General features: G+C 64.2%; 21 protein-coding genes and 1 riboswitch. Of the genes, 10 read left to right on the forward strand and 11 right to left on the reverse strand.

What is annotated here, in order from left to right; all coding sequences use genetic code 11:
* The first annotated feature begins 42 nt into the window (after nt 1-42).
* The 10 genes from AC097O_RS13420 (at nt 43) to AC097O_RS13465 (ending at nt 10079) form a co-directional block, all read left to right on the forward strand.
* A complete protein-coding gene (locus AC097O_RS13420) occupies nt 43-1038 on the forward strand; it encodes a BMP family ABC transporter substrate-binding protein (RefSeq protein ID WP_315182909.1) in 996 nt (331 codons plus the stop codon).
* Between the two features lie 8 nt (nt 1039-1046).
* Nucleotides 1047-2609: an ABC transporter ATP-binding protein gene (locus AC097O_RS13425; RefSeq protein WP_479593303.1), complete on the forward strand. Its 1563-nt coding sequence runs from the start codon at nt 1047-1049 to the stop codon at nt 2607-2609.
* A gap of 4 nt (nt 2610-2613) precedes the next feature.
* The gene (locus tag AC097O_RS13430; RefSeq protein WP_479593304.1) at nt 2614-3708 is read left to right on the forward strand and encodes an ABC transporter permease; all 1095 of its coding nucleotides are present in this window, start codon (nt 2614-2616) and stop codon (nt 3706-3708) included.
* Nucleotides 3708-4673, forward strand: coding sequence for an ABC transporter permease (locus AC097O_RS13435; RefSeq protein ID WP_479593305.1), 966 nt, complete (start codon nt 3708-3710; stop codon nt 4671-4673). Before AC097O_RS13430 ends, AC097O_RS13435 begins: the two co-directional genes overlap by 1 nt.
* Before the next feature lie 12 nt (nt 4674-4685).
* On the forward strand, nt 4686-5615 hold the full coding sequence (locus AC097O_RS13440; protein WP_479593306.1) for a ribokinase: 930 nt from the start codon (nt 4686-4688) through the stop codon (nt 5613-5615).
* A gap of 32 nt (nt 5616-5647) precedes the next feature.
* The gene (locus tag AC097O_RS13445) at nt 5648-6631 is read left to right on the forward strand and encodes a nucleoside hydrolase (protein ID WP_479593307.1); all 984 of its coding nucleotides are present in this window, start codon (nt 5648-5650) and stop codon (nt 6629-6631) included.
* A gap of 173 nt (nt 6632-6804) precedes the next feature.
* Nucleotides 6805-7650 carry a 2OG-Fe(II) oxygenase family protein gene (locus tag AC097O_RS13450; RefSeq protein WP_479593308.1) on the forward strand — a complete coding sequence of 282 codons (846 nt, stop codon included), beginning with the start codon at nt 6805-6807 and terminating at the stop codon, nt 7648-7650.
* Between the two features lie 14 nt (nt 7651-7664).
* Complete coding sequence (gene ushA / locus AC097O_RS13455; protein ID WP_479593309.1) at nt 7665-9302, forward strand: bifunctional UDP-sugar hydrolase/5'-nucleotidase UshA; 1638 nt, start codon at nt 7665-7667, stop codon at nt 9300-9302.
* Nucleotides 9303-9466: 164 nt separating this feature from the next.
* Complete coding sequence (locus tag AC097O_RS13460; protein WP_479593310.1) at nt 9467-9766, forward strand: DUF6172 family protein; 300 nt, start codon at nt 9467-9469, stop codon at nt 9764-9766.
* Nucleotides 9767-9776: 10 nt separating this feature from the next.
* Nucleotides 9777-10079 (forward strand): hypothetical protein, encoded by a 303-nt coding sequence (locus tag AC097O_RS13465; RefSeq protein ID WP_479593311.1) that lies wholly within the window; start codon nt 9777-9779, stop codon nt 10077-10079.
* A 299-nt stretch (nt 10080-10378) separates the two neighbouring features.
* On the opposite strand, the gene AC097O_RS13470 is transcribed toward AC097O_RS13465, so the two are convergent.
* The 11 genes from AC097O_RS13470 to AC097O_RS13520 form a co-directional block, all read right to left on the reverse strand.
* Nucleotides 10379-11566 (reverse strand): hypothetical protein, encoded by a 1188-nt coding sequence (locus tag AC097O_RS13470; RefSeq protein WP_479593312.1) that lies wholly within the window; start codon nt 11564-11566, stop codon nt 10379-10381.
* A 229-nt stretch (nt 11567-11795) separates the two neighbouring features.
* Entirely contained in the window at nt 11796-12503 is a 708-nt protein-coding gene (locus tag AC097O_RS13475; RefSeq protein WP_479593313.1) for a hypothetical protein, read from the reverse strand.
* A gap of 491 nt (nt 12504-12994) precedes the next feature.
* Entirely contained in the window at nt 12995-13837 is an 843-nt protein-coding gene (gene metF / locus AC097O_RS13480; RefSeq protein WP_479593314.1) for a methylenetetrahydrofolate reductase [NAD(P)H], read from the reverse strand.
* Between the two features lie 141 nt (nt 13838-13978).
* Nucleotides 13979-14986, reverse strand: coding sequence for a TlyA family RNA methyltransferase (locus AC097O_RS13485; protein WP_479593315.1), 1008 nt, complete (start codon nt 14984-14986; stop codon nt 13979-13981).
* 140 nt (nt 14987-15126) lie between these two features.
* A complete protein-coding gene (gene ahcY / locus AC097O_RS13490; RefSeq protein ID WP_479593316.1) occupies nt 15127-16569 on the reverse strand; it encodes an adenosylhomocysteinase in 1443 nt (480 codons plus the stop codon).
* A 71-nt stretch (nt 16570-16640) separates the two neighbouring features.
* Nucleotides 16641-16725, reverse strand: a riboswitch (S-adenosyl-L-homocysteine riboswitch).
* Between the two features lie 124 nt (nt 16726-16849).
* Nucleotides 16850-17866, reverse strand: a complete 1017-nt coding sequence (locus AC097O_RS13495; protein WP_479593317.1) for a TRAP transporter substrate-binding protein — start codon at nt 17864-17866, stop codon at nt 16850-16852.
* Between the two features lie 202 nt (nt 17867-18068).
* Complete coding sequence (locus AC097O_RS13500) at nt 18069-20033, reverse strand: MacB family efflux pump subunit (protein ID WP_479593318.1); 1965 nt, start codon at nt 20031-20033, stop codon at nt 18069-18071.
* The gene (locus AC097O_RS13505) at nt 20030-21457 is read right to left on the reverse strand and encodes an efflux RND transporter periplasmic adaptor subunit (RefSeq protein ID WP_479593319.1); all 1428 of its coding nucleotides are present in this window, start codon (nt 21455-21457) and stop codon (nt 20030-20032) included. Before AC097O_RS13505 ends, AC097O_RS13500 begins: the two co-directional genes overlap by 4 nt.
* A complete protein-coding gene (locus AC097O_RS13510) occupies nt 21454-23106 on the reverse strand; it encodes a PepSY-associated TM helix domain-containing protein (protein ID WP_479593320.1) in 1653 nt (550 codons plus the stop codon). Before AC097O_RS13510 ends, AC097O_RS13505 begins: the two co-directional genes overlap by 4 nt.
* Nucleotides 23106-23363, reverse strand: a complete 258-nt coding sequence (locus AC097O_RS13515) for a hypothetical protein (protein WP_479593321.1) — start codon at nt 23361-23363, stop codon at nt 23106-23108. Before AC097O_RS13515 ends, AC097O_RS13510 begins: the two co-directional genes overlap by 1 nt.
* Nucleotides 23364-23367: 4 nt before the next feature.
* Nucleotides 23368-25842, reverse strand: a complete 2475-nt coding sequence (locus AC097O_RS13520; protein WP_479593322.1) for a TonB-dependent siderophore receptor — start codon at nt 25840-25842, stop codon at nt 23368-23370.
* Between the last annotated feature and the right edge of the window lie 37 nt (nt 25843-25879).

The raw sequence follows: 25879 nt of genomic DNA on the forward strand, positions 1-25879 counted from the left end.
TGACGTTTTGGCCTTATTTCATCCACCACCCACCTGCCTGCCATGAAACTCACCTCCATCTCTCTCGCTGTAGCCACTGCATTTTGCGCACTCAGCGCCCACGCGGCCGACCCCAAGCTGGCGCTGGTCTACGGCAGCGGCGGCAAGTTCGACAAATCGTTCAACCAGTCGGCCTATGAGGGCGCCGAGCGCTTCAAGAAGGAAACCAAGATCGGTTACCTGGAAGCCTCCATCACCTCCGACGCGCAAAGCGAGCAGGTGCTGCGCCAGATGGCCCGCAAGAACGTTGATCTGGTGGTCTCCATCGGCTTTTCGATGACCAACGCGGTCACCACCGTGTCCAAAGAGTTCCCCAAGGTCAAGTTCATGATCATTGACGACGTGGTCAATGGCGACAACGTCAGCTCCGTCACCTTCAAGGAGCAAGAAGGCTCCTACCTGGTGGGCGTGGCTGCTGCGCTGGCCAGCAAGTCGCAAAAGGTTGGCTTCATCGGCGGCATGGACGTGCCCCTGATCCGAGCCTTTGGCTGCGGCTACGCGCAAGGTGCCAAGTCGGTGGATGCCAAGATCGACGTGACGCAAAACATGGTGGGCACCACCCCCGCGGCCTGGAGCGATCCGGCCAAGGGCGGCGAGCTGGCGCGCGCACAGTTTGACCGCGGCGTAGACGTGGTGTTTGCCGCTGCAGGCGGTAGCGGCATGGGCGCACTGCAGGCCGTCAAGGACAAGGGCAAACTCGGCATTGGTGTCGACTCCAACCAGAACCCGCTCTACCCCGGCTTCATCCTGACCTCCATGCTCAAGCGCGTGGACAACGCCACCTACGACGGCTTCATGAGCGTCAAAAACGGCACCTGGAAGGCTGGCGTGGTCAGCAAGGGCCTGGTGGAAGGTGGCGTGGACTGGGCACTCGATGCCAACAACCGCAAGCTGATCACCCCCGCTATGGAAGCCAGCATCAAGCAGGCCGCTACCGACATCAAATCCGGCAAGGTCAAGGTAGTGGACTACCGCACCGGCAACAGCTGCCCCGTCTAACCGGGGGCGTGTTGACTGCGCAAGAAGGCGGCACCCTGCCGGGGGTGCCGGTCGTCGAATTTCAAGGCATCTCCAAACAGTTTGGGGCGGTGAAGGCCAACGCCCAGGTCAGTTTCAAGGTCGGCAAAGGCTCCATCCACGGCATCGTGGGTGAAAACGGCGCGGGCAAATCCACGCTGATGAGCATCCTGTACGGCTATTACCAGGCCGACAGCGGGCAGATTCTGCTCAATGGCCAGCCCGCGCCCATGCGCAACAGCCAGGAAGCCATCCAGCGCGGCATCGGCATGATCCACCAGCACTTCATGCTGGTGGACAGCTTCACCGTGCTGGAAAACATCCTGCTGGGCGTGGAAGGCGCGTTGGTGCTGGATGCGCCGTTCCAGGCGGCAGAAAAGCGCCTGCGCGCACTGGGTGCCGAGTACAACCTGGAAGTCGATCCCAACGTGCGGGTCGAAAACCTGTCGGTGGGTGCGCAGCAGCGGGTAGAAATCCTGAAGCTGATCTACCGGGGTGCCGACATTTTGATTCTGGACGAGCCCACCGCCGTCCTGACGCCGCAGGAAACCGATTCGCTGTTTGCCATCCTGCGCGTCTTCCGCGACCAGGGCAAAACCATCATCCTGATTACCCACAAGCTGCAAGAAATCTTTGCGCTGACCGACCGCGTCACCGTGATGCGCGCGGGCACCGTGGTGGGCGAGGTCGATACCGCCAGCAGCAGCCGCGAGGCCGTGGCCAGCCTGATGATTGGCCGTAGCATCGAATCCACCCTGTCGCGCGGCCCCTACCAGCCCGGTGCCGCCGTGCTGGAAGTGCAGCACCTCAGCCTGCACAACGCCCAGGGCGTGAAGCTGCTGGACGACCTGAACTTCAACGTGCGCGCCGGTGAAATCGTCGCCGTGGCCGGTGTCTCGGGCAACGGCCAGTCCGAGCTGCTGGAAGTGCTGGCGGGCATGCGCCTGCCCAGCAACGGCGACATCCGTTACCAAGGCCAACCGCTGCCCTTCAAGGGGCGGCGCGATGCCGACGGCCTGCCCGCGGTCTACCGCACACTGGGCATCGCCCACGCGCCCGAAGACCGGCTGCGCGAAGGCCTGGTCAAAGCCAACTCGGTGGCCCTCAACGCCCTGCTCGGGCACCAGAACGACGGCCTGTTCAAGTCCGGCTGGCTGCTGAATCCGCAGGCCATCCTGGCCCACGCCAAAAAGCTCATTACCGAATTTGACGTGCGCCCCACCGACCCGACCCTGCGCGTCGGCCTGCTGTCTGGCGGTAACCAACAAAAAGTGGTGCTAGCACGCGAGATAGCTGCACAACCTGCTCTCATTTTGATAGGGCAACCCACGCGTGGCGTGGACATCGGCTCGATCGAAACCATCCACCGCCGCCTGCTGGCGCTGCGAGACGCGGGCATTGCCATCGTGCTGGTGTCGGTGGAGCTGGAAGAAATCCGCGTGCTGGCCGACCGCATCCTGGTGATGTGCGGCGGCAAGATCACCGGCGAACTGGCGGCGGGGGACTTTGACACCACCCGCATCGGCCTGATGATGGGCGGCGTGACCCACTAATTTTATGAACCCACATAACCTCCCCGGCTGGGCCACCAACCTGCTGCTGCCCATCCTGAACCTCGTCTCGGCCATGCTGGTGGCGGGCGTGGTGATCTACGCCCTGGGCGAAAGCCCCACCGAGTCGCTGGCCATCCTGGTCAACAGCGCCTTCCTGAACCCCGAGGGGCTGGGCTACACCCTGTTTTACGCCACCACCTTCATCTTCACCGGGCTGGCCGTGGCCTTTGCGCTGCACGCAGGCCTGTTCAACATCGGCGGCGAAGGCCAGATGTACATCGGCGGCCTGGGCATGGCGCTGGTGATCTTGAACATGGACGCGGCCTGGAGCCCCTGGCTGGTGGTTCCGCTGGCCATCCTCATGAGCACCCTGTTTGGTGCGGCCTGGGCGTTTTTGCCGGGCTACCTGCAGGCCAAGCGCGGCAGCCACATTGTGGTGACCACCATCATGTTCAACTTCATCGCCGCGTCGCTGATGAACTACATCATCGTCAGCCTGCTGATCCCGGTGGGCCAGCAAAGCACCTCCAGCCGCCAGTTTGCCGAAGCCACCTGGCTGCCCCGGCTCAACGAATGGCTGCCGGTGCTGGGCCAAACCCCGGTCAACATCAGCTTTTTGCTGGCGCTGGCCGCGCTAGGCCTGTATGCGCTGGTGATGTGGCGCACCTCCTGGGGCTACGGCGTGAGCACCGTGGGCCTGAACCCGCACGCCGCCCACTACGCAGGCATTTCCATCAAGGGCACCATCATCGGCGTGATGGCGGTGTCGGGCGCGCTGGCCGGTATTGCGGCGGTGAACAGCCAGATGGGCTCGTCCCACAACCTGGGGCTCAACTTTACGGCGGGCGCGGGCTTTATCGGCATTGCCGTGGCACTGATGGGGCGCAACCACCCCATTGGCATCCTGCTGTCGGCAGTGTTGTTTGGCGGGCTGATCCAGGGCGGGTTTGACCTGTCGCTGGAAAAGTCCAACATCCCGCCCGAGACCTTTGTGTTTATCCAGGGCCTGATCATCCTGTTCTGCGGGGCCATGGAGAATTTATATGCTCCCGCCCTATCCGCCTTGCTGAATAGCTATAAAAAAAGGAGTGCGGCCTGATGGACGACATCCAACTCTCCAGCATCTTCGTGGCCATGGTGCGCAGCGCGCCGGTGCTGATTTTTGCGGCGCTGGGCGGCCTGTTTGCCGAGCGCTCGGGCATTGTGGACATCAGCCTGGAGGGCAAGATCCTGGCCAGCGCGTTTTCTTCGGCCTGCGTCGCCTACGCCACGCAAAACCCCTGGTTCGGAGTGCTGGCTGGCATCGCGGTGTCGTGCCTGCTGGCGCTGCTGCATGGCTTTGTGTGCATCCAGCAGCGCGGCAACCAGCTGGTGTCGGGCATGGCCATCAACATCTCGGTCAGCGGCCTGACCTTTGTGCTGGCGCAGTTCTTCTTCCAGCAAGGGGGCCGCACGCCGCCGCTGGACGAAGGCCGGTTCCAGGCGCTGAACATCCCCGGCAGCCAGGCGGTGGCCGATGTGCCCGTGCTGGGCTGGCTGCTGCGCGAGCTGCTGGGCGGCCACACCATTTTGGTGTACCTGGCTTTTCTGGCGGTGCCGCTGGTGCACTGGGTGGTCAACCACACCCGTTTTGGCCTGCGCCTGCGCGCGGTGGGTGACAACCCACATGCGGCAGATACTGCCGGTATCAGCGTGGCGGGTACCCGCTACCTGGCCCTGCTGGTGGGCGGCGCGCTGTGCGGGCTGTCGGGGGCCTACCTGGCGATTGTGCAAACCGGCTTCTTTTTGGCCGACATGTCGGCCGGCAACGGCTTTTTGGCCTTGGCCGCGCTGGTGTTTGGTAGCTGGCGTGCGGTACACACCACGCTGGGTTGCCTGATGTTTGCGTTTTTTTCTGCCCTGCAAATCCAGCTCGAAGGCGTGGTGCTACCCCTCATCGGCAAGGTGCCGGGCTCGCTGATCCAGATGATTCCGTACATCGTCACCGTCATCATCCTGGCGGGCTTCATGGCCAAGTCGGTCGCGCCCAAAGCGATCGGCGTGCCCTTCGTCAAATCCCGCTGATTGGGTGTTCCCATGATTTTTGTAGCTGGCTCGGCCAATCTTGACTTTGTAGTGCGCGCCACCCACATCCCCGCACCGGGTGAAACCGTGCTGGGCCGCGCGTTCCAGACCTTTCCCGGCGGCAAAGGGGCCAACCAGGCCATCGCCTGCGCCCGTGCGGGTGGTGCCGCCACGCACATGTTGCTGGCGCTGGGCGATGACGCGTTTGCCCAGCCGCTGGAGGCCTCTCTCACGCAAGCAGGCGTGGTGCAGCACGTGGTGCGCAGCCCCGACCAGCCCACCGGCACGGCCTTCATCTGCGTGTCCGACGATGCCGAGAACGCCATCACCGTCGCCCCCGGTGCCAATGCCAGCCTGCAGGCCGCAGATTTGCCGCCGCTGGCGGGCTTCAGCCACCTGCTGCTGCAGCTGGAAACCCCGCTGGACACCGTGACCGCCTACGCCCAGGCCGCGCATGCCCAGGGCGTGCAGGTGGTGCTGAACGCCGCACCGGCACAGGTACTGCCCGCCGACCTGCTGGCCGCCGTGGACGTGCTGGTGGTTAACGAAGGCGAACTGGCCAGCGTGGCCCAGCACACCGGCAGCATTGCCGAATGCCTGGCCCGGTTGGACACCGCCTGCGTGGTCGTCACCCTGGGCCACCGGGGCTGCTGCGCGCGGCTCAATGGGCAGATCCTGCTGCAGGCCGCCTACCCCGTCACGCCGGTAGACACCACCGCAGCGGGCGACAGCTTTTGCGGGGCCCTCACCGCCGCTCTGTCCCAAGGCCACCCGCTGGCGCTGGCCATGCAGTACGGCAGCGCCGCCGGTGCCCTGGCCTGCACCCGCCCCGGCGCGCAGTCCAGCATTCCCACCCACGCCGAAGTGCAGGCCCTGGTGGCTACCCAACCGCCCGCCGGAGCAGATGCCGCCTTGCGAGAATTTTGCGGATTCCCCGCCTAAACTGAACATTTACCCCATCGAACTGAACTGCTATGACCACCCCAACCAAAGTTATTTTTGACACCGACCCCGGCGTAGACGACGCGATGGCCCTGTACTTCGCGCTGGCACATCCGGCCATCGACGTGGTCGGCATCACCACCACCTTCGGCAATGTCACGGTAGACCAAGCCGCCACCAACGCGCTGTACCTCACCGCCATCGCAGGCAAAACCGTGCCCGTCACCAAAGGCGTGGCCACGCCCTGGGTCAAGCCCGGCGAAGCGCCCCCGGCCTTCATCCACGGGGCCGACGGCCTGGGCAACCTGCCCTCGCGCGTGGCCACCACCAACCAGCTCGACCCGCGCTCCAGCGCCCAGTTCATCGTCGACATGGCCCGCGCCCACCCCGGTGAAATCACCCTGGTGGCCGTCGGCCCGCTGGGCAACCTGAGCCTGGCCCTGAAGCTGGAACCCCAACTGCCCAAGCTGCTCAAAGAAGTGATCCTGATGGCCGGCACCGTGACCGAGCCCGGCAACGTCTCCCCCGTAGCCGAAGCCAATGTGTGGAACGACCCGCACGCCGCCGACCACGTCTTCAGCGCAGGCTGGAAACTCACCATGGTGGGCCTAGACGTGACGCACCGCGTGATCGTGCCGCTGGCGATGTTCAAGAAGATCGCCGACCACCATAAGCACGTGGCCACCGACGTGCTGCACCACGCCGTGAGCTTCTACGCCGACTTCTACAGCGGCATCTACCCCCATGTGGCCAAGATCCACGGCTGCTTTGGGCACGACGTGCTGGCCTTCATCTACCTGGTGAACCCCGAGCTGTTCACCATCGAGTCCGGCGGCATCCGCGTGGCCACCGAAGGCATTGCCAACGGCCAGACCATGATGAAGCGCAAAGACATCTTCCACCCCCAGGCCGGTTGGGCCGACACCCCGCCCACCCAGGTCTGTATGCAGGTGCAGGCCGAGGCCTGCAACGTGGTGCTGGAAGCCATGCTGATGTCCGACTGGTTGCCCAAGTAATTTGTGACTCACCCCCAGGCTGCAGTGCTACGCATCTTTCGCCAACCCCCTTGCAGAGGGCAACACCAGCAGCCTGGCGGAGCCAGTTCTGCGGTGTTTATGGTGAACGAGCGTTCTAGCCGAATGTTGGGTGGTGGGTAGTTACAGCCTTACATTGCTTAAAGGAAACGACCATGCAGTTCCCCGTCGTCAACTACCTCAGTGCCACCGCCGCGCAAGACTTTTGCCAAAGCCTGCACGACACCGGCTTTGGCGTGCTGTCGCACCACCCGCTGGACCAGCGCCTGGTGGACGGCATCTATGCCGAATGGCTGGCGTTCTTTGGCTCCGAGGCCAAGCACAAGTACACGCAGGACCCGGTCAAGTTCGACGGCTACTTCTCGCCCGCCGTGTCCGAGACCGCCAAGGGCAACGACAAGCGCGACCTCAAGGAGTTCTTCCACATCTACCCCTGGGGCCGGTACCCAGCCGAGGTGTCGGATGCCGCACGCCGCTACTACCAGCAAGGCAGCGCCCTGGCCGCCGAGTTGCTCAAGTGGGTGGAAGACAACTCGCCCCCCGAGGTGCGTGCCCGTTACACCGAGCCCCTGCCGCAGATGATTGAGGGCTGCGACCAGACCCTGCTGCGCGTGCTGCACTACCCGCCCCTGCGCGGCAACGAAGAGCCCGGCAGCGTGCGCGCGGCCGCCCACGGCGACATCAACCTGCTGACCATCCTGCCAGCGGCCACCGAACCCGGCCTGCAGGTGCTGGGCAAAGATGGCGCCTGGTACGACGTGCCCTGCGACTTCGGCCTGCTGATCGTCAACATCGGCGACATGCTGCAGGAAGCCTCGGGCCACTACTACCCGTCCACCACCCACCGGGTGCTCAACCCCATGGGCGAAGGCCGCTTCAAGTCGCGCGTCTCGCTGCCGCTGTTTCTGCACCCCCGCCGCGATGTGGTGCTGTCCGATCGCTACACCGTGCAAAGCTATTTCGACGAGCGCATGGCCGAGCTGCGCGGACCCAAAACCTGATAACCGGAGCTTCCATGTGCACACCACCCACCCGTTTCGCCCTCGCCCTGCTGGTCGCCGCTCTGGCCGGTTGCTCTTCCCTGGCCCCCGGCCCCGAGAAGGACAAAACCTACAACATCACCATCCTGCACACCAACGACCACCATGGCCGGTTCTGGAAAAACAGCGATGGCGAGTACGGCATGTCGGCGCAGAAAACCGTGGTAGACCAGGTGCGCAAGGAAGTGGCCGCCGCCGGTGGCTCCATGCTGCTGCTCAGCGGCGGCGACATCAACACCGGCGTGCCCGAATCCGACCTGCAAGATGCCGTGCCCGACTTCAAGGGCATGAACCTGCTGGGCTTCGATGCCATGGCCGTGGGCAACCACGAGTTCGACAAGCCCCGCGCCGTGCTCAACATGCAGCGCGAACTGGCCACCTTCCCCATGCTGTCGGCCAACATCTACGACCAGGGCCAGCGCATGTTTGCGCCCTACAAAATCTTCAACGTGGGCGGTATCCGCGTAGGCGTGATGGGCCTGACCACCGAAGACACCTTCAAGATGGTGCTGCCCGACAACGTCAAGGGCGTTGAATTCCGCAGCGTGATCCAAGAGGCCGCCAAGGTCGTGCCCGAGCTGCGCGCCAAGGCCGACGTGGTCATTGCCGCCACCCATATGGGCCACTACACCAACGGCCTGCACGGCACCCAGGCCCCAGGCGACGTGGAAATGGCCCGCGCCGTCAAGGGCATCGACCTGGTGGTCGGCGGCCACTCGCAAAACCCCACCTGCATGAAGGCCGAGAACGTGCGCGACGATGCTTACGTGCCCGGTACCCCCTGCGCCCCAGACCGCCAAAACGGCACCTGGATCGTGCAAGCTCACGAATGGGGCAAGTACGTGGGCCGTGCCGACTTCACCTACCGCAACGGCGAATTCAAGCTGGTGCACTACGCGTTGATCCCCATCAACCTCAAAAAGACGGTGCAGGGCGCCGACGGCAAACCCGCCAAGGCCTTCTACACCAGCGAGATCGCCGAAGACCCCGCCATGCTGGCCGTGCTCACGCCGTACCAGAACCTTGGCCAGGAAAAGCTCGGCATCCCCGTGGGAAGCAGCGATGCCCGCATCGAAGGTGACCGCAGCATCATCCGCGCCCAGCCCGCCGCCATGGGCGTGCTGGTGGGCCTGTCGATGCTGGCCAAAACCCGGGCCGACTTTGCCGTGGTCAACGCCGGTGGCGTGCGCGACTCCCTGCCCGCAGGCCCGCTCACCTACAAGGATGTGCTCAAGGTCCAGCCCTTCGGCAACACCATCTCCACCGTCGAATTCACCGGCACCGAAGTGATGGACTACTTGAACGCCACCGCCAAAATGACCGCCGGCTCGGGCGCGTTCCCGCAGTTTGCCGGTATCCGCCTGGTCATCGCCGACGGCAAAGTCAGCAGCGCCAGCATCCGCGGCGTGCCCGTCCAGCCCACCACCACCTACCGCATGGCCATCAACAACTTCCAGGCCGTGGGCGGCGACGGCTACCCCAAGCTGGTGGCCCACCCCAGCTACACCAACACCGGCTTCGTCGATGCCGACGTGCTGCGCGGCTACATCACCTCGCACAGCCCCCTCAAAGCCGCCGACTTTGCGCCGGGCGACGCGGTGGTGCGCAAATAGAAAACTGATAAGAAATAGGCTGCTCGTGCTGATTCCATGGGCGTGAGCAGCTATTTATTCAGTAGCGGTTCGGTTGCAAAGGACTGCGGGCGCACAGGCCCCATAATCGAGCGCCTGCCCAGGACCGTCCACACAGGACGGTATGGGCTTCTCAAAGGCACCCTGTGAAAAAAACATTCCCCCTGAACATAGAAGGCAAAAACCGCGACCGCGTGGTCGAAGCCACCAAGCACGACATCCGTAAATACGTCAAACGCCAGCTGCGCGTGGCCCTGCCCGAAGGCGTGGACTACTGGGACTGGGATTGCAAATTCGGCACCAGCGCCGACACCGCGGTGGTCGTGCACTTCGCCACCATCACCAAGCTGATCGACGATGTGGCCGCTGCCGGTGGCGCATCGTTCTACATCGAGCTGGTCGCCAAAAACGGCGTGCGCGCCGCCAAACCCCGCGCCGCACAGTAGTCTTCCCTCTATGGATTACCTCGACTTCGACACCAGCGAAGACGAGCACGGCTGCGCATCCCTGGAAGCCATGGCCTGCGTCCCCGCCGCGCAAGTACCCGCCGTGCAAGCCGAAATCCAGCAGGTGCTGGACTGGGCCCACGCGGCCTTTCCTGGCCTGCAAGCCCCGCTGGACGAAGGTGGAGAGTGGGACTTTCAGGTGCAGCAGCAGGCTGAAATGGTGGCTGGGCAGTCTCGGCAGACGTTTACGTTGTCGCTGACAGGCACCTCGCAGTTTTGCGAGGCGTTTCGGGGGCGGTTTTTAGTGGGATGAGGCGGTGGGGCTGGCCAGGGGGGTCTAGCCAATGGGGGGCGGATCGCGATTGCGCGCTGGATGTGGGCAGAACCCGCACAGCGCTAACCCCTATTGGCGGGTTGGGCGTGGCGGGGGTGTCGCGACCAGGGGATTGCATACGCGTTCAGCGACCGTCGGAAGCGGGTGGACGGCAGGCTTGGACTGCCTAACGTTTTAGTTCACCGGCTCGCCATAGGCGAGTCCGGTGCGACTAAGGGTTCAAGCGCGATCTAACCTTATTCGTTAGGCGTCACCCAAAAGATGATTCAAATGGAGTGTCACCTGGGAAGCCTGGAAGGCAATGACTCCACTCGGGCTTGCTCTGCAGCTAGTATTCGTTCACATGTTGAGAGGCTGCGAAAGAGGACGATTTCCAGGCTGGATTCGCCAACAGCCTGGGCCTTATTGCCTGTTAGTGCGCGCAGAGTCTCTGGGGATTTGACCAACTCGGACAACAGCGCTAGGCAGGCATCTTTGGTATAGCTCGCGTTGATTTCTGCCACGATGTCAACAACTCCTTTGGTCAAGTGCTCCGTCGACTTGGCAGCAGACTCGGCGAGCGCGCCAAGCGACCCACTGCCGGACGCGGACGATGCCACGCGCGACTGTGCTGATCGGAGCGCGGAGTTCGCTGCACGAAGCTCCTCGTCAGCTGCTACGTTGCGTCGTCTCGCGTCAGCGAGAGCTAGTTGACTGTCTTGTACTTCCTTCGTATTCATCGCCACTTGTTCCTTGATCGATGTCAACACGGAAGGGTCTTGATCTTCTGGCTTTTTCTTAGATTCAATATCAAACTTCTCTCTGCTCTCGCGCAACAAGGATTGAGCCTTGTCTTGGCGCGCGGTCGACTTGTCCACTTCAGTTTGCGCTGCGAGAACTACCGTTCTTGCCGAGTCGACCCGAGTAAAAGCTTTGTCCACGGCAGCATCGCCAGCGGATGCACCTGCCTGACCCGCTGCCGCGGAGGTCAATAACGCCTGACCCGCGACTACTGGTCTGGTTAGCTGTTCGATGGCAATCAAACCCATCATGGTGCTTTGGTATCTGCGTTGCATGGCAGCGAAGTCTGAATCACCCACCGCACCAGACGCGTACCCTTCGCACAATCTGTACATAGCATCTCGCAGCAGCTGAATCGACTGAGTCCGCAAGCCAACAAACGCTCCACTTTCGGCGATTCCTGCAGATGCATTCGCTACGTTATCTCCATTACTTACAGCTAGTCCCCCCGACACTGCGAGCACAGTAAGTGCGTCAGGGCTTGGCTCTGCGCACACGACAACTCTGTCAGGACGACTTAAATCGGCACTGCCTTTGCGGATTTGGGAGAACACCACACGTTGCTTTACGTCCATTGCAACCGAGCCTCCATTTAGGTCGATTGAACGGTTGTAAGTAGTCAGATAGGCGCACCCCGTAGTGCTCAAGGATGACACCATCAAAATTGCGAGACAGATTTTTCGCATGTTTGCTCTCCTCGAATGCTTTGCGGCTGACTTTCTTTACACTAATTCGATCTCAAGCGAGTCAGCACTATTGATGACGCTTGACACGTAGGGCAACAATGGTGACTGCTGTGACAACTAACGTGCGAGTTAACCGGAGCATGGGGTATGACGACGTTTGAGCCAGAATGAAATGGCGGCCCAAACGGCGGCATGCCGCAATGCTTCCGGTTGAACGAATGGTTAGGCCTCACCTGCATGGCGGCGAAAGTTCGAGTTCCAACTGGGGTGGCGCTGGAGTCACACCAGCTACCAGCTCGGTCGATATGGCTACCGAGCAGGACCGTTCTCGAAAGAACACTCTTGTCTCCTCCGCAAGCTTTGCTGCCGCTACTGCGTCACTCGGCTGAAAGTACTTTACGCGGCTCCCGTACGTGCCTGCGATCCTTAATGGCGCGGGGGCATCAAATGACTTAGTCAACAGAAATGTTCGCAGATCATTGATGCTTTCACGTCGGAGATCTCCTTTGAATTTGACGAACACAAGTCTTGGTCGTCCTTCAGAGCCCTCCAGGCTTCTTCTCTTCAGTTCAAGTTCGGATAGCCTCGTCTCAAGCAGCGCCGCAGCGTTCTCCAGCTGCGCAACATTGCTATTGGCTTCACGAGCTCGTTCTTCGGCCGCGACCCGTTTAGTCTCAATCTCGTTGAATTGCCCGGTTGCGTCCCTAACCTGTTTGTCCGCTAGAGCCACCTTTGTTGCGGCCTCATCTGTCTTGTAGATGGCAACCGCCAAACCTCCGATACCAAGGATCACTGCGCCTACAATTTTGGCCATCTCCGCTAACAGAGCCATTCGAGCCTGAGGAACCGTGCTCAAGGCATCGCGGTCAAGTTTTCGCGCTTCGGCCAAGAGCTTCTGCGCTTCTGCGCGGAGTTTTGCATCTTCAAGTTCTTGCATGAGGCACCTGCTGGCTGTGACGCCTAACGTGATGTACACCGCAAAACCTGCGGTTTAACTCGGCGAATGAGGTTTAAATCATTCATCGAAATCTCCTGGAAGTGGCTTTCAAACTGGTTGCTCGCAGGGGAATCCGAGTTTTATACAGACGTAAAAATCCTGCCAAACCCCGCAGCCAAAAGATAGCCCAATATGAAGCGAGGCGATACGTTGAAAGCCTCCACGCAACGGCATTTGTCCATCAAAAGGTGGATACGGGAAACGCTCTATTTTCCATAGCTGTCACCGCCGATGGAATAAGCGCCAGGGGCACTTTTGGCTTAACCCGGTGTAGGTGGTATCGGAGCACCCGAGAACCGGGTCGGCCTCAACCGTCCGTCACGGAGAACCGCCGGGAGGGGTCAGAGCCCCTTTGCGGTTTTCGACCGTTCCCGCACCGCAGCGGTCAATCGCGCAAAGGGGATCTGACCCCACCAGGCTGACCCATCCGGCTATTGCCCACCAAGCCCCAACCGCTTGCAAATCTCCAGCGTCGCCGCGCTCTGGTTCATGGTGTAGAAGTGCAGGCTGGGTGCGCCACCGGCTATCAGGCGTTCGCACAGGTCGGTGACTACTTCCAGGCCGAAGGCCTTGATGCTGGCGGTGTCGTCGCCGAAGCCTTGCAGGCGCAGGCGGACCCAGCGGGGGATTTCGGCACCGCAGGCATCGCTGAAGCGCATGAGCTGCGACGAGCTGGCGATGGGCATGATGCCGGGGACGACCGGGATGGTTACGCCCAGTTTGCGGGCATCGTCCACCAGGCGGAAGTAGGCATCGGCGTTGTAGAAGTACTGCGTCATGGCCGAGTTGGCCCCGGCGTGGACTTTGATGGCGAAGGCGTTCAGGTCGGCATCGGCCGATTTGGCCTGGGGGTGCACTTCGGGGTAGCAGGCCACCTCGATGTGGAAGGCATCGCCCGTCTCGGCGCGGATAAAGGCCACCAGGTCGCTGGCGTAGTGGAATTCGCCGCCCGCGCCGTAGCCGCTGGGCAGGTCGCCGCGCAGGGCTACCAGGCGCTTCACGCCCATGGAGCGCAAAGTGGCCAGCTGCGCCCGCACGGTGGCCTTGGTGGCACCCACACACGAGAAGTGGCTGGCGGCCGACACGCCCTCGGCCAGGATCTCGGCCACGGTGGAAAAAGTACCTTCTTGCGTGGAGCCACCGGCACCGAAGGTGACCGAGCAAAACTCGGGCTTCAGGGCGTACAGGGCCTGGCGCACGGTACGCAGCTTGGCCGCGCCCTCAGGCGTTTTGGGAGGGAAAAACTCTAAGCTAAGGGGAATTGAGGATGTCATAGAGGACTCGATTCGAAAAGTTACCAGGCGATTTCGGACGCGCGGTCTGTGCGTGGGATATCGCGGAACCGGCTTCGCCGGGCCGCAGATATCGCCCCCTGCAAGGGGGTTGGCGAAGACACGAAGTGCGTAGCCTGGGGGTTAGCCAAGTCTTTTTGCATAAATGAAGAATTCACGGTTGCCGTCGCCGCCTTCGAGCACGCTGTCGAACCAGTCCAGCACTTCCAGCTCCACCTCGGCGCAGCATTGGCGCAGGCGCGCTTCCACCACGGCGTACAGGGCGGTGTCGCGCACGATGCCACCCTTGCCAACCTGGCCGGGCTGCAGTTCGAACTGGGGCTTGACCAGCATCAGCAGATGGCCTTCGGGCGGCAGCAGCGGCACCAGCGCGGGCAGGATGTGGGTGAGCGAAATGAACGACACATCGCCCGTGACCAGGTCGAACTCGGGCGTGGTGTCCACACCGTCCAGCCCGGCCTTGCGGCGGTGGCGCTTGGGGGCGGCATCGGCGGTGGGTTCAGCCTCCAGCGGCCGAGCATTGACCTTGCCGGTGGCCTGGGCGATGTGCGCCTCCACCTCGGCATCGTCTGCGTCGTCGCTGTCGTCGTAGTCGGTGACTTCACCGCCGCCGCGCATCCAGCTGTAGGGGGCCTCGGGCTCGGGGTCGTCCACGGTGGGCGGTACCCAGTGCTCAGACAACACCAGCTCGCAGGCTTCTTGCAGGGACTCGGGGGTGAGCGAGCGGGCGTTCAGCCCCTCCACGCACAGCACCCGGGCATCGACGCGCAGCTTGGGATGCAGCTGGGCATGGCCCACGTCCACACCGGTCACCTGGGCCACGCCCGCTTGCAGCAGGCAGTCGGTGAAACCACCGGTGCTTTGGCCGACATCCAGCACGTACAGGCCGGTCACGTCCAGGCCGGTGTGTTTGAGCGCGGCTTCCAGCTTGAGCCCGCCGCGCGAGACGTAGCGCGCCTCGGCATCGTTGAGCAGTTCTAGTTGCGCGTCTTCGGGGATGTCGTCCTTGTTCTTGACCACATCGCGCCATTTGATGCCGTCAAACCAGCGCATCCCCCCGGTGATCAGGCGCACCGCCTGGGAACGGGATGCGGCCATGCCGCGTTCTACTAACAATTGATCAGCGCGCATAAATTTTTGGCCCTCCCCCAGGCTTGCCCACTGCGTGTGGCCGCCAACCCCCTACCGGGGGCGAACCCTATGGTCTGGCAAAGCCAGTCCCATGGGTTCCTGGAATAGAGAGCGCTGCTTTCTTTCAGTGGTTATTGCTATTAGTAGCGGTAAGCGTCGGCTTTGTACGGGCCGGCTTTGCTCACGCCGATGTACGCGGCTTGCTCGTCGGTCAGCTCGGTCAGCATCGCGCCGACCTTCTTCAGGTGCAAGCGGGCGACTTTTTCGTCCAGGTGCTTGGGCAGCACGTAGACCTTGCCGTTTTCGTACGCGTCCTTCTTGGTGAACAGCTCGATCTGGGCGATGGTCTGGTTGGCGAAGCTGGCCGACATCACAAAGCTGGGGTGGCCGGTGCCGCAGCCCAGGTTCACCAGGCGGCCCTTGGCCAGCAGGATGATTTTCTTACCGCTGGGGAAAGTGATGTGATCGACTTGCGGCTTGATCTCTTCCCACTGGTATTTTTCGATCGCCGCAACTTCGATTTCGTTGTCGAAGTGGCCGATGTTGCAGACGATGGCCTGGTCCTTCATGCGCAGCATGTGGTCGTGGGTGATGACGCTCTTGTTGCCGGTGGTGGTGACGAAGATGTCAGCGTGGGCACAGGCGTAGTCCATGGTGACCACGCGGTAGCCTTCCATGGCGGCTTGCAGGGCGTTGATGGGGTCGATTTCGGTCACCCACACCTGGGCGCTGAGTGCGCGCAGGGCCTGGGCGCTGCCCTTGCCCACGTCGCCGTAACCGGCCACGCAAGCGACCTTGCCCGCAATCATCACGTCGGTGGCGCGCTTGATGCCGTCCACCAGGGATTCGCGGCAGCCGTACAGGTTGTCGAACTTGCTCTTGGTCACCGAGTCATTGACGTTGATGGCGCGGAACAGCAGCGTGCCCTTGGCCGACATTTCGTTCAAGCGGTGCACGCCGGTGGTGGTTTCTTCGGTCACGCCGATGATTTCAGCCGCCTTGCGGGTGTACCAGGTGGGGTCCACGGCCAGCTTGGCCTTGATGGCGTTGTACAGCAGGGTTTCTTCTTCGCTGGTGGGGTTGGCCACCACGGAAATGTCTTTTTCGGCGCGCTGCCCCAGGTGCATCAGCAACGTGGCATCGCCGCCGTCGTCCAGGATCATGTTCGGGCCTTCGCCGGGGGTTCCCTTGGCACCGAAGTCGAAAATGGCGTGGGTGTAGTCCCAGTAGTCTTTCAGCGACTCGCCCTTGATGGCGAACACCGGCGTACCGGCCGCAGCGATGGCCGCAGCGGCGTGGTCTTGCGTGGAGAAAATGTTGCACGAGGCCCAGCGCACTTGCGCGCCCAGGGCTTGCAGGGTTTCGATCAGCACGGCGGTCTGGATCGTCATGTGCAGCGAGCCGGTGATGCGCGCGCCCTTAAGGGGCTGGGCGGCAGCGAACTCTTCACGGATGGCCATCAGGCCGGGCATTTCGGTCTCGGCGATACGGATTTCGCGCTGGCCCCAGCCTGCCAGGGACAGGTCGGCAATGGCTTGGTCGGCGGTGAAAACGGGAGAAACAGACTTGAGAACTGCGTTCATGGTGGCTCCAAGAGAGGTTGGTACAGCCACTGCGCAGCAGAACGGGGAACAACTCGACTCACCCTGCTGGCAGTGGGTGAGCGCCGTTATCAAAGGATACGGGTTCCGAGCCTCACACTTTGGTAGTGACCAAAGGTTGCAGCGCTCCTCGGAAGACCGCGATTATACGGTTGCGTTGCCCCCGCACCATGGCTTAAGGGCCAAAATGACCCCTAGCGCTTATGGGATAAGCACGAGCAGCTACTTATTTAGTAGCAACCATCCATCCGCCTGCACCAGCCTATTGGGGTGCCGCGAAACCGGTAGCCTGGTAGGCCGCGTCAACGGTGGCTTTGCCGATGCGCGACTGCATGGCCTGGTGCACCGGCATCAGGGCCTTTTTCCACTCGGCCAGCTCGTCGGGCGTGGGGGTGTAGACGGTGGTTTTGCCGCTGGCCTTGATCTTGTCCAGGGCGGCGGCGTTCTCGGACGCGGCAATGGTGTTGGCGTAGGTGGTGGCATCTTTCAACGCGCCGTCCAGCGTGGTACGGATGTCGGCAGGCAGGCCGTCCCAGAACTTCTTGTTGACCACCACCGCATAGGCCAGGTGGCCGTGGTTGGACAGGGTCATGTGCTTTTGCACTTCGTAGATTCTTTGGGTGAAGTAGTTGGACGGCACGCCCTCGGTGCCATCCACCACGCCCGACTGCAAGGCCTGGTAGAGCTGGCTGAAAGCCATCACCTGCGGCACCGCGCCCAGGGCCCGCATCTGCGCGTCCTGCACCCGGCTGCTCTGTATGCGCATCTTCAGGCCCTTGAAGTCGGCCACAGTGCGCAGCGGCTTGTTGGCGCTCATGGACTGGAAGCCGTTGTCCCAATACGCCAGGCCACGGATGCCCTTGGTTTCGAGCTTGCCAAACAGCTCGGCTCCCAGCGGGCCCTGGGTGATGGCCCGAAACGCCGCATCGTCCTTGAACAAAAACGGCAGGTCAAACACCTCAAACTCTTTCACACCCAGCGGGCCGAACTTGGCCAGCGACGGTGCCAGCATCTGCACCGAGCCGCGCTGCAAGGCCTCCAGCTCGTCCTTGTCCTTGAACAGCTGGCTATTGGGGTAGAGCTGCACCTGGACCTTGCCCTTGCTGCGCTGCTCGGCGAGCTCCTTAAAGCGCAATGCTGCCTTGCCCTTGGGGGTGTCGGGGGCGACCACGTGGCTGAACTTGATGACGATGGGGGTCTGCGCGAAGGCGGCGGTGGCGGCCAGGGCAGCGGTCACTGCGGCGGCCTGGACCAGGGTACGGCGGGCAATCAGGGGCATGGTGGACTCTCCAGGGGAAGGTGGCGGTGGGCACAGTGTCTGGCGCAGGCGGCGGGGTGGCTAGTGGGGACTTCCACATGCTGCCAAAAAACCAATTTTAGGGGGTTTTTCAAGCACAAAAATACCTGCTACCGCCCTATATACAGGCGCAAGCAGCTATCAAATTAAAGCAACAATCCAATAGCAAAAAACACATAGCCTGCTATTCAGAAGCCAGGGCCACCACCGGGTCCAGCCGGGCGGCGCGTTGGGCGGGCATGTAGCCAAACACCACGCCGGTGGCCACCGCGCAGCCAAACGCGCTGGCGATGGCGCTGAGCGAGAAGATCACCGGCACGCCTGCCACCCGCAGCGCCGTGCCCAGCGCCAGCCCCACGGCCACGCCGATGGCCCCGCCCACCACGGTGACCAGCACCGCCTCGGTCAAAAACTGGCGCAGGATGTCGCCCTGGCGCGCCCCGGTGGCCATGCGGATGCCGATTTCGCGGGTGCGTTCGCGCACCGCCATCAGCATCACGTTCATCACGCCAATGCCGCCCACCACCAGCGAGATGGCGGCAATCAGGCCCAGCATCAGCGCCATGGTGCGCTCGGTTTCGCCCTGTACGCGGATGGATTCGGCCTGGTTCCACAGGCGTACGTCCTTGGCGCGGCGGCTGTCGGCCAGCGCCGCCAAAATGGCCTCGCCGGTGGCGTTGGCCTGGGCCGGGTCGCGCACCAGCACGGAGATCCAGCTGGGGTGCGGGTGGCCGTAGAGCCGGGCGCTGGCGGCGGCAAACGGCACCACCACACGCTCGTTCTGGTCTTCGTCGCCGCCCGCCCCGCCTTTGGGGGCCAGCACGCCAATCACCTGGAACGGCACGCCTTCAATCAGGATGTCCTGCCCCAGCGGGTTGCTGCCATCGGCAAACAGCACTTTGCGCACCGACTGGCCCAGGATGGCCACCTTGGCCAGGCGCTGCTGGTCGACGGCATCGAACCACACGCCCTCGGCCAGCGGCCAGCTCAGCGCCTCCTGGAAGTCGGTAGTGGCCCCGCCCACCTCGGTCTGGTGGTCGATGTTGCCGCGGCGCACCAGCAGGCGGCCATCGATGTAGGGCTCCACCGTCTGGATGTTGGGCAACTGGCGGATGGTGTCTGCGTCGGCCAGGGTCAGCGGGGCGGCGCGGTCGCGGCTGCTGCCCTGCATGGCCGAGATGTACATGGCATTGGCCCCAAAGGTTGCCATGTTGGCCATCACCTGCTGCCGCGAGCCGCTGCCCACCGCCAGCATGACGATCACCGAAGCCACGCCGATCACGATGCCCAGCAGCGTGAGCGCGGTGCGAAAGCGGTTCACCACCATGGCCCGCCAGGCCGAACGCAGCACGGCCCCGAAGGCGACCTGGTTGGACGCACTACTCTTTTGATAGCTGCTTACGCCAATGGAATAAGCGCTAGAGACCGATTTGGCTTGAAACTCTGCCGACACACCCGAATCGGCCACGATCTGCCCGTCGCGTATCTCCACCACCCGGCGGGCCTGGGCGGCTACGCTGCGGTCGTGGGTGATGAGGACGATGGTGTGGCCTGCGTCGGCCAGTTCGTGCAGCAGCGCCATCACCTCGGCACCGCTGTGCGAATCGAGCGCGCCGGTGGGCTCGTCGGCCAGCAGGATGCGCCCGCCGTTGACCAGGGCACGGGCAATCGACACCCGCTGCTGCTGCCCGCCGGAGAGCTGGTGCGGGCGGTGCTGCAATTTGTCGCCCAGGCCCAGGCGCTCCAGCAGGTGCCGGGCGCGGGCCTGGCGGGTGGCCTCGGGCATGCCCGCGTACACGGCGGGCACTTCCACATTGCCCTGGGCCGACTCGGTGCGCACCAGGTGGTAGCCCTGGAACACAAAGCCAAAGGCCTCGCGGCGCAGCCAGGCCAGCTGGTCGGCATCCATCTGCGCCACGTCCTGGCCATCGAAGTGGTAGCTGCCGCTGCTGGCCTGGTCCAGGCAGCCCAGTAGGTGCATCAGCGTGGACTTGCCCGAGCCGGATGCGCCGACGATGGCGACGAACTCACCCGCATGGATTTGCAGGCTGATGCCGCGCAGCACCTCCACCGCAGGCGCTCCCCCGCCCTCCCCGCCGTAGCGTTTGCGCAGGTCGCGCAGGTCGATCAGCGGCAGGGTCGTGCTCACCACTGGAACCAGGGCGTGCGGCTGGGGGCCTGCTGCTCGCCAGTCACCAGCAGCTCGCCCTCGCGCAGGCCGTCCAGCACTTCGGCGGTGAGCCGGGTTTTCACGCCCAGGCGCAGACTGCGGCTTTCTACCTGGCCGTCGGGCCGCAGCACGCGGGCGGTGTAGGACTCTGGCGGCCCCAGCTGGGCCACCAGCGCAGGCAGGGGCACCGCCAGCACGTTCTGCACCGAGGCGGTCACAAAGGCCACCTGGGCGCTCATTTGTGGCATCAGCGCGGCATCGGGGTTGGCCACGTCGAACAGCACGGTGTACAGCACCACCTTGCTGGTGGCGGGCGCGGCCCCGGCGGCCTTGGCCTCGGCCAACGCGGGCGCGGGCAGCACCTGGCGCACCTTGCCCGCCCAGCGGCGGCCATCGCCGCCCAGGGTGGTGAAGTGCACCGGCATGCCGGGGCGCACGCGGCGTACGTCGGCCTCGGACACCTCGGTCCACACCGTCATGGCCGACAGGTCGGCAATGCGCAGGATGGTGGGCGTCTGGTAGGTGGCGTTCAGCGTCTGGCCCTCGCGGGCTTCCAGCGACACCACGGTGCCCGCCATGGGCGCAAAAATGCGGGTGTAGCCCAGGCGCGCGGTGTCGGCCTGCAGGCTGGCCTGGGTCTGGTCGATCTGGGCGCGCAGGTGGGCCATCTTGGCGGCGGCAGATTCCAGCGTGGCCTCGGCGATGTTGACATCCTCCATGCGCGTGGCCCCGTGCTCGGCCATGAGTTGCTGGCGGCTGTACTGCCGCTGCGCCAGGCGGTGCTGGGCCTGCTGGTCGGCCAACTGGGCGCGCAGGCTGGCCAGCGCGGCACGGCTGGCATCCACCGTGGCCTGCTGCACGCTGGGGTCGATCTCCACCAGCAGTTGCCCCTTGGCTACCTGCGCACCGGCGGCCACATGCAGCCGGGTGACCTGGCCCGACACCTGCGCGCCCACATCCACATAGCGGCGCGGCTGCAAGGTGCCCATGGCGGTGACGCTGGTCTCGATGCTGGCGCGGGCCACGGGTGCCGTGGTCCAGCGCACCGCCGGGCGGCTGGTGGCCCACACCGTGGCCCCCGCCGCCAGCGCCAGCAAGGCCAGCAGCGCCAGGCCCACCGCCACGCGCGGCGCATAGGGCAGCAGGCCCACCAGCAGCAAAGCCCCGGCCGTCAAAAATCCCAGCCACACCACCACGCCCACCGTTGGCCCCCAGGCCGCCACGCAGGGCCACACGGCCAGGGCCAGCAGCAGCCCGCCTGCCAGGCGCAGGCCCCGGCGGGCGCGCGGCGAGGCATCACGGCCCCAGACTTGGGCGTGGTGCCGGTCCATGGCCAGGCACAGGCCGGTAAACCCGGCGTAGGCCAGCAGCAGGGCGGCCACTCCGGCAAAAACCACGCTCATGGGGCCACCTCCATGCGGGCGGGTGTGCGCTGCGGCCTGGCCGGGCGCGGGCTTGCCACGCGCCGGGTGGCCCACAGCGCCAGCGCGCCAAAGGCCAGCACGGTCAGCTCCACGCCCGCACTTTCCCAGTCGCCGCGTGCGATTTGCGCGGGCAGGTGGTCGCCTACAGTCAACAGGTTCAACAGCGGCAGCAGCAAACACAAGGCGGCCAGGGCGGCCAGTTGCTCCACCCAGGCGCGGCTGGGCGGGCGCACAAAGGCATGCAGCAGCGCCAGCAGCCAGACGGTGAAGAAGGCGGCAATTTCGGCATCGTCGCGGTGTGGCAAGGCTGCGGGGATCAACCGGTTCGCCCACAGGTAGCCCACGCAGGCCACGCCCAGCCCGGCGATGGCGGCCACGTTCAGGCCCTCCACCAGGCGGTAGACGCGGGCGGTGGCCGCACCGAATTCACCACCGTGCTTGGCGCGGCGTTTCACCATGAACAGAATGGCCCCGGTGGCCACCATGGCCGTGCCCGCCAGGCCGCTCAAAAAATACAGCCACTGCACCGCCAGCCCGCCAAAGTGGGCCATGTGCAGGTCGCCCATTACCTGCTGCACCAGGGGGGCCACGCCGCCATCCACACCGCCCGGCATGCGGGTGTGCAGCACCTCGCCGGTGGCGGCAGAGAACATCACCAGGCCGGTGCTGGCGCTGAGGCGGTGCATCTGCTCGGCGCTGCTGTTCTGGCCGTACACACCAATGCGCATGGAGGCATCAAAGGGGTTGTCTACCACCACGCAGCGGATGGGTTGGCCCAGGATGGCCTCGGCCCGCTGGGCAAAGCGCTCCATGGCGGGCACGGCCAGCGGCTGGCCGGTGCGCACCGGTTTGTCGGGGTCGCTCAGCACGGTGTAGATGCGTGCGCTGTCGGCACCATACAGCGACCAGGCCCCGGCGGGCATCAAGCGCAACCCCGAGATGGCCAGCCCGGTGTAGGCGATCATGAATAAAAAGGGCAGCGTCAGCACCGCCAGCGCGTTGTGCGCGTCCAGCCAGGAGCGCTGGCCCTTGGCCGGGCGGAAGGTGAAGAAGTCTTTGAAGATGCGCTTGTGCGTCACGATGCCCGACACCAGCGCCACCAGCATGGCCATCGCCACCAGGCCCACCAGCCACAGGCCGAAGGTGCCCGCGTGCAGCATGTAATGGAAGCTGACAAAGTGGCCACCGCCCTGGGTGGCGCGCTGCACCGCGTCTGCGGCAGGGGTGAGCGTGGCACCGGTGGCGGGGTCGAGGTCGGCCGAGGCGTAGCCGCCCTGGGCATCGAACCAATAGGCCGCCAGGCCGCCACCCTCGCCACTGTCACTGCCGTCATTTCCGTGGTTCGGCCAGATTTCCCACATGTCGGCACGCGGGTGCTGGCGGGCCATGTAGTCCATGCCGTGGGCCAGGCGCTGGGCGCGGCTGGCGGGGGCTGTGGGTTCGTGGGCGGCCTGCGATTCGGCCAGGGCGTGCTCGGGCGTCATCCAGTGGCCGATGGGCTCGGCAAACACGGCCAGCGTGCCGGTGAGAAACACGGCGTACAGCAGCCAGGTAAACCACAGGCCGCACCAGGTGTGTAGCCAGGCCATGCTTTGGCGGAAGCCGCCGGTCGTTGTTTTCTTGTTCATCAATACAAACCTATCGCGGCCATCACCAGCGCGGGCAGCAGCAGGCCCAGCCACACGCGGCGCAGGTCATGCACCGCAAAGGCCCAGACCACCGCAGCGGTGTACAGCGCAAAGCTGGCCTGCACCCCGGCCAGCATCGCCTCGGCACGCGGGCCGGGCAGCAGCGCACCCAGCAGCACCGCGCCTGCCGAGGCCAGCGCGTAGCCGCCCAGCACGGCAGCGGCTACGCGGGAGAGCAGTGCCAGCCTGGCCGCCATGCGCTTACCAATCCGCCCGCAGGCTGACGCTGACGTTGCGCGGTGCACCGTAGTCGGCATAGCCCCACATCGAGCGGTTGTAGACGGTGTCGAACACGTTGTTCAGGTTGGCCGTGGCCGACCAGGTGTCGTTGAAGCGGTAACGGGCCATCAGGTCCACCAGGGTGTAGGCCTTTTGCGTCTGGCGCACGGCCAGGTAGGGGCTGGTGGCGTAGATGCTGCTGTTGTAGTAGGTGGCGCTTTGCCAGCGCACACTGGCGCCCAGGTTCAGCCGGTCCATAGTGTGGTTGACGCTGAGCTTGAGCAGGTTATCGGGGATGTAGGTGTTCTTGCGGTCACCGGTGGCATCCTTGGCGGTGTTGTGGGTGAAGCCGCCGCTCACGTCCCAGCCGGGGGCCACGCGGCCCGAGACCTCGGCCTCGAAGCCGGTGGTTTTCACGCCGTCGATGCTGCGGTAGATCCATTCGCCGCTGGGCAGTTTGCCCATGCCCGCGAACTCGGCGTACTTGTTTTGCAGAGTTTGGTACACGGCCACCGATGCGTTCAGGCGGTCTTCAAAGAACGCCCATTTCACCCCCGCCTCGATGTTGCGGCCTTCGGTGGGGTCCAGCAGTTGGCCGTTGGCCCCGTAGTAAGTGACGGGCTTGAAGATGCCGGTGTAGCTGGCGTACAGCGAGGCGGTGCGGCTGAGGTCATAGACCAGGCCCAGATAGGGCGTGGTGATGTTCTTGTGCTGCACCGTGCTGGCGCTGGCGTTGGTGCGGTCGGTGGTGGTGTACTTCCAGGTGCTGAAACGCCCACCGGCCATCAGCTTCAGGTCGTCGGCCAGGTTGAAGCGCACCGTGGCAAACACGCCGCTTTGCTGCTGGTCGTAGCCGTTGTCGTTGGTGGCGGTGCTGGCAATGGCGGGCTGGGCAATGGTGCCGCTGGCCAGGTTGTACGGGGCCAAGGTGGCGCTTTTATAGGTCGCCATGTCGAACTTGTTGCGGCCCTGGTTCATGCCCACGGCCAGTTCGTGCTTGCGGCCCAGCAGGCTGAACGGGCCGGAGGCATAGGCATCCACGCTATCCGTGTTCGACTGGCGCAGGCTGCGGTCGGCGTAGGCATCGCTCCAGGCCCCGACCAGGTTGCCGGTGGCGCGGTCCACGTAGTCGCCGGGGTAGAAGCTGACGCGGTCGATGTCGCCGCGCGCGATACGGGCCGAGGCCACCGCCTTCCAGCCGTTGTCAAAGCGCTGCTCCAGCGTAGGGCTGAAGGTGCGCTGGCGCACGTTCCAGTAAGTCCAGTCTTGCCCGGCGGAGAACGAGCGGCTGTTGTTGAACACGCCGCCGTCCAGGTAGAACGCGGGGTTGGAGTTCCAGTTGTAGGCCCCCGAGGTGTCTGAGCGCTGCTGGTCCAGGGCCAGCGTTAGCAGGGTTTGCGCCGTCAGGTCGGCTTCGAGCACGCCGTAGAACACGCTTTTGTCGGAGCCATAGCGGTCCATGAACGAATTGACGCGCCGGTAAGCCCCCACCAGGCGGCCCCGGATGCGGCCATCGGCGGTCAAGGGGCCTGCAATGTCACCCTCGACGCTGGCGCGGTCCCAACTACCTACCTGCGTTTGCACGTGCGCCTGGAACGAATCTGTCGGCCGCTTGCGGATGAAGTTGACGGTGGCCGAGGGCTCACCCAGCCCGGCCACGATGCCCGCCGCGCCCTTGACCACTTCCACCCGATCGGCAATCGCCGGATCCAGGCCCTGGCTGATGGAACCCTCGTACACCGGCTGGGCCGAGGTGGTGTTCAGGCCATCCACCTGGATGCCGGTGTCCATGTAGAAACCGCGCACGAAGATCTGGCTGTTTTCCGACGCATCGCCCACCAGGGACACACCGGGCGTGTGGTTGAGTACCTGCTCCATGGTGGTCAGGCCCTTGTCCTCGATCATCTGGCTGGTGACCACTGTCACCGACTGCGGCGTTTCGCGCAACGACAGGTTGAGCTTGGTGGCGCTGCTGGCCACGCGAGCGGTGTAGGCTCCGGTGCCTTCGGTCTGGGCCTTGTCGACGTTGGCAGTCACCGGCACGGCGGGCAGCGCCACTGCGTTGGCACCGGCGACCGGCGCAGCCACAGGCTTGGGCACGTATTTGCGCAGCGTGTACGCGCCACCGCCCTGGTCCAGCGCCTCCAGGCCCGAGCCGGTCAACAGCGCGGCAAAGCCCCCGTGCACGGTGTAGCCGCCTTGCAGACCCGCCGATGCCTGGTCTTTGGCCAGGGCCGGGTCAAACGACAAGGCCACGCCCGCCGCTGCTGCAAATTTGGCCAGCACGGTAGCCAGCGGCCCGGCGGGGATTTGATAAGCGCGGGCCGGGTTGGCCTGCACCGGCTCTGCCGCCTGGCCAGGCAAGGCCAGCGTGGCGGCAGAAAACACAGCAGCCTGGACGGCCAGCGCCAGGGGCGAAATCGCAAACAGGTGGCGACGGAAACGGGTTGGGGACATGGAAGGCCTTGGGATAGTAAAACAAGTGTGGTGGATG

It is taken from the genome of Rhodoferax sp. LS1P39 (assembly GCF_056521425.1).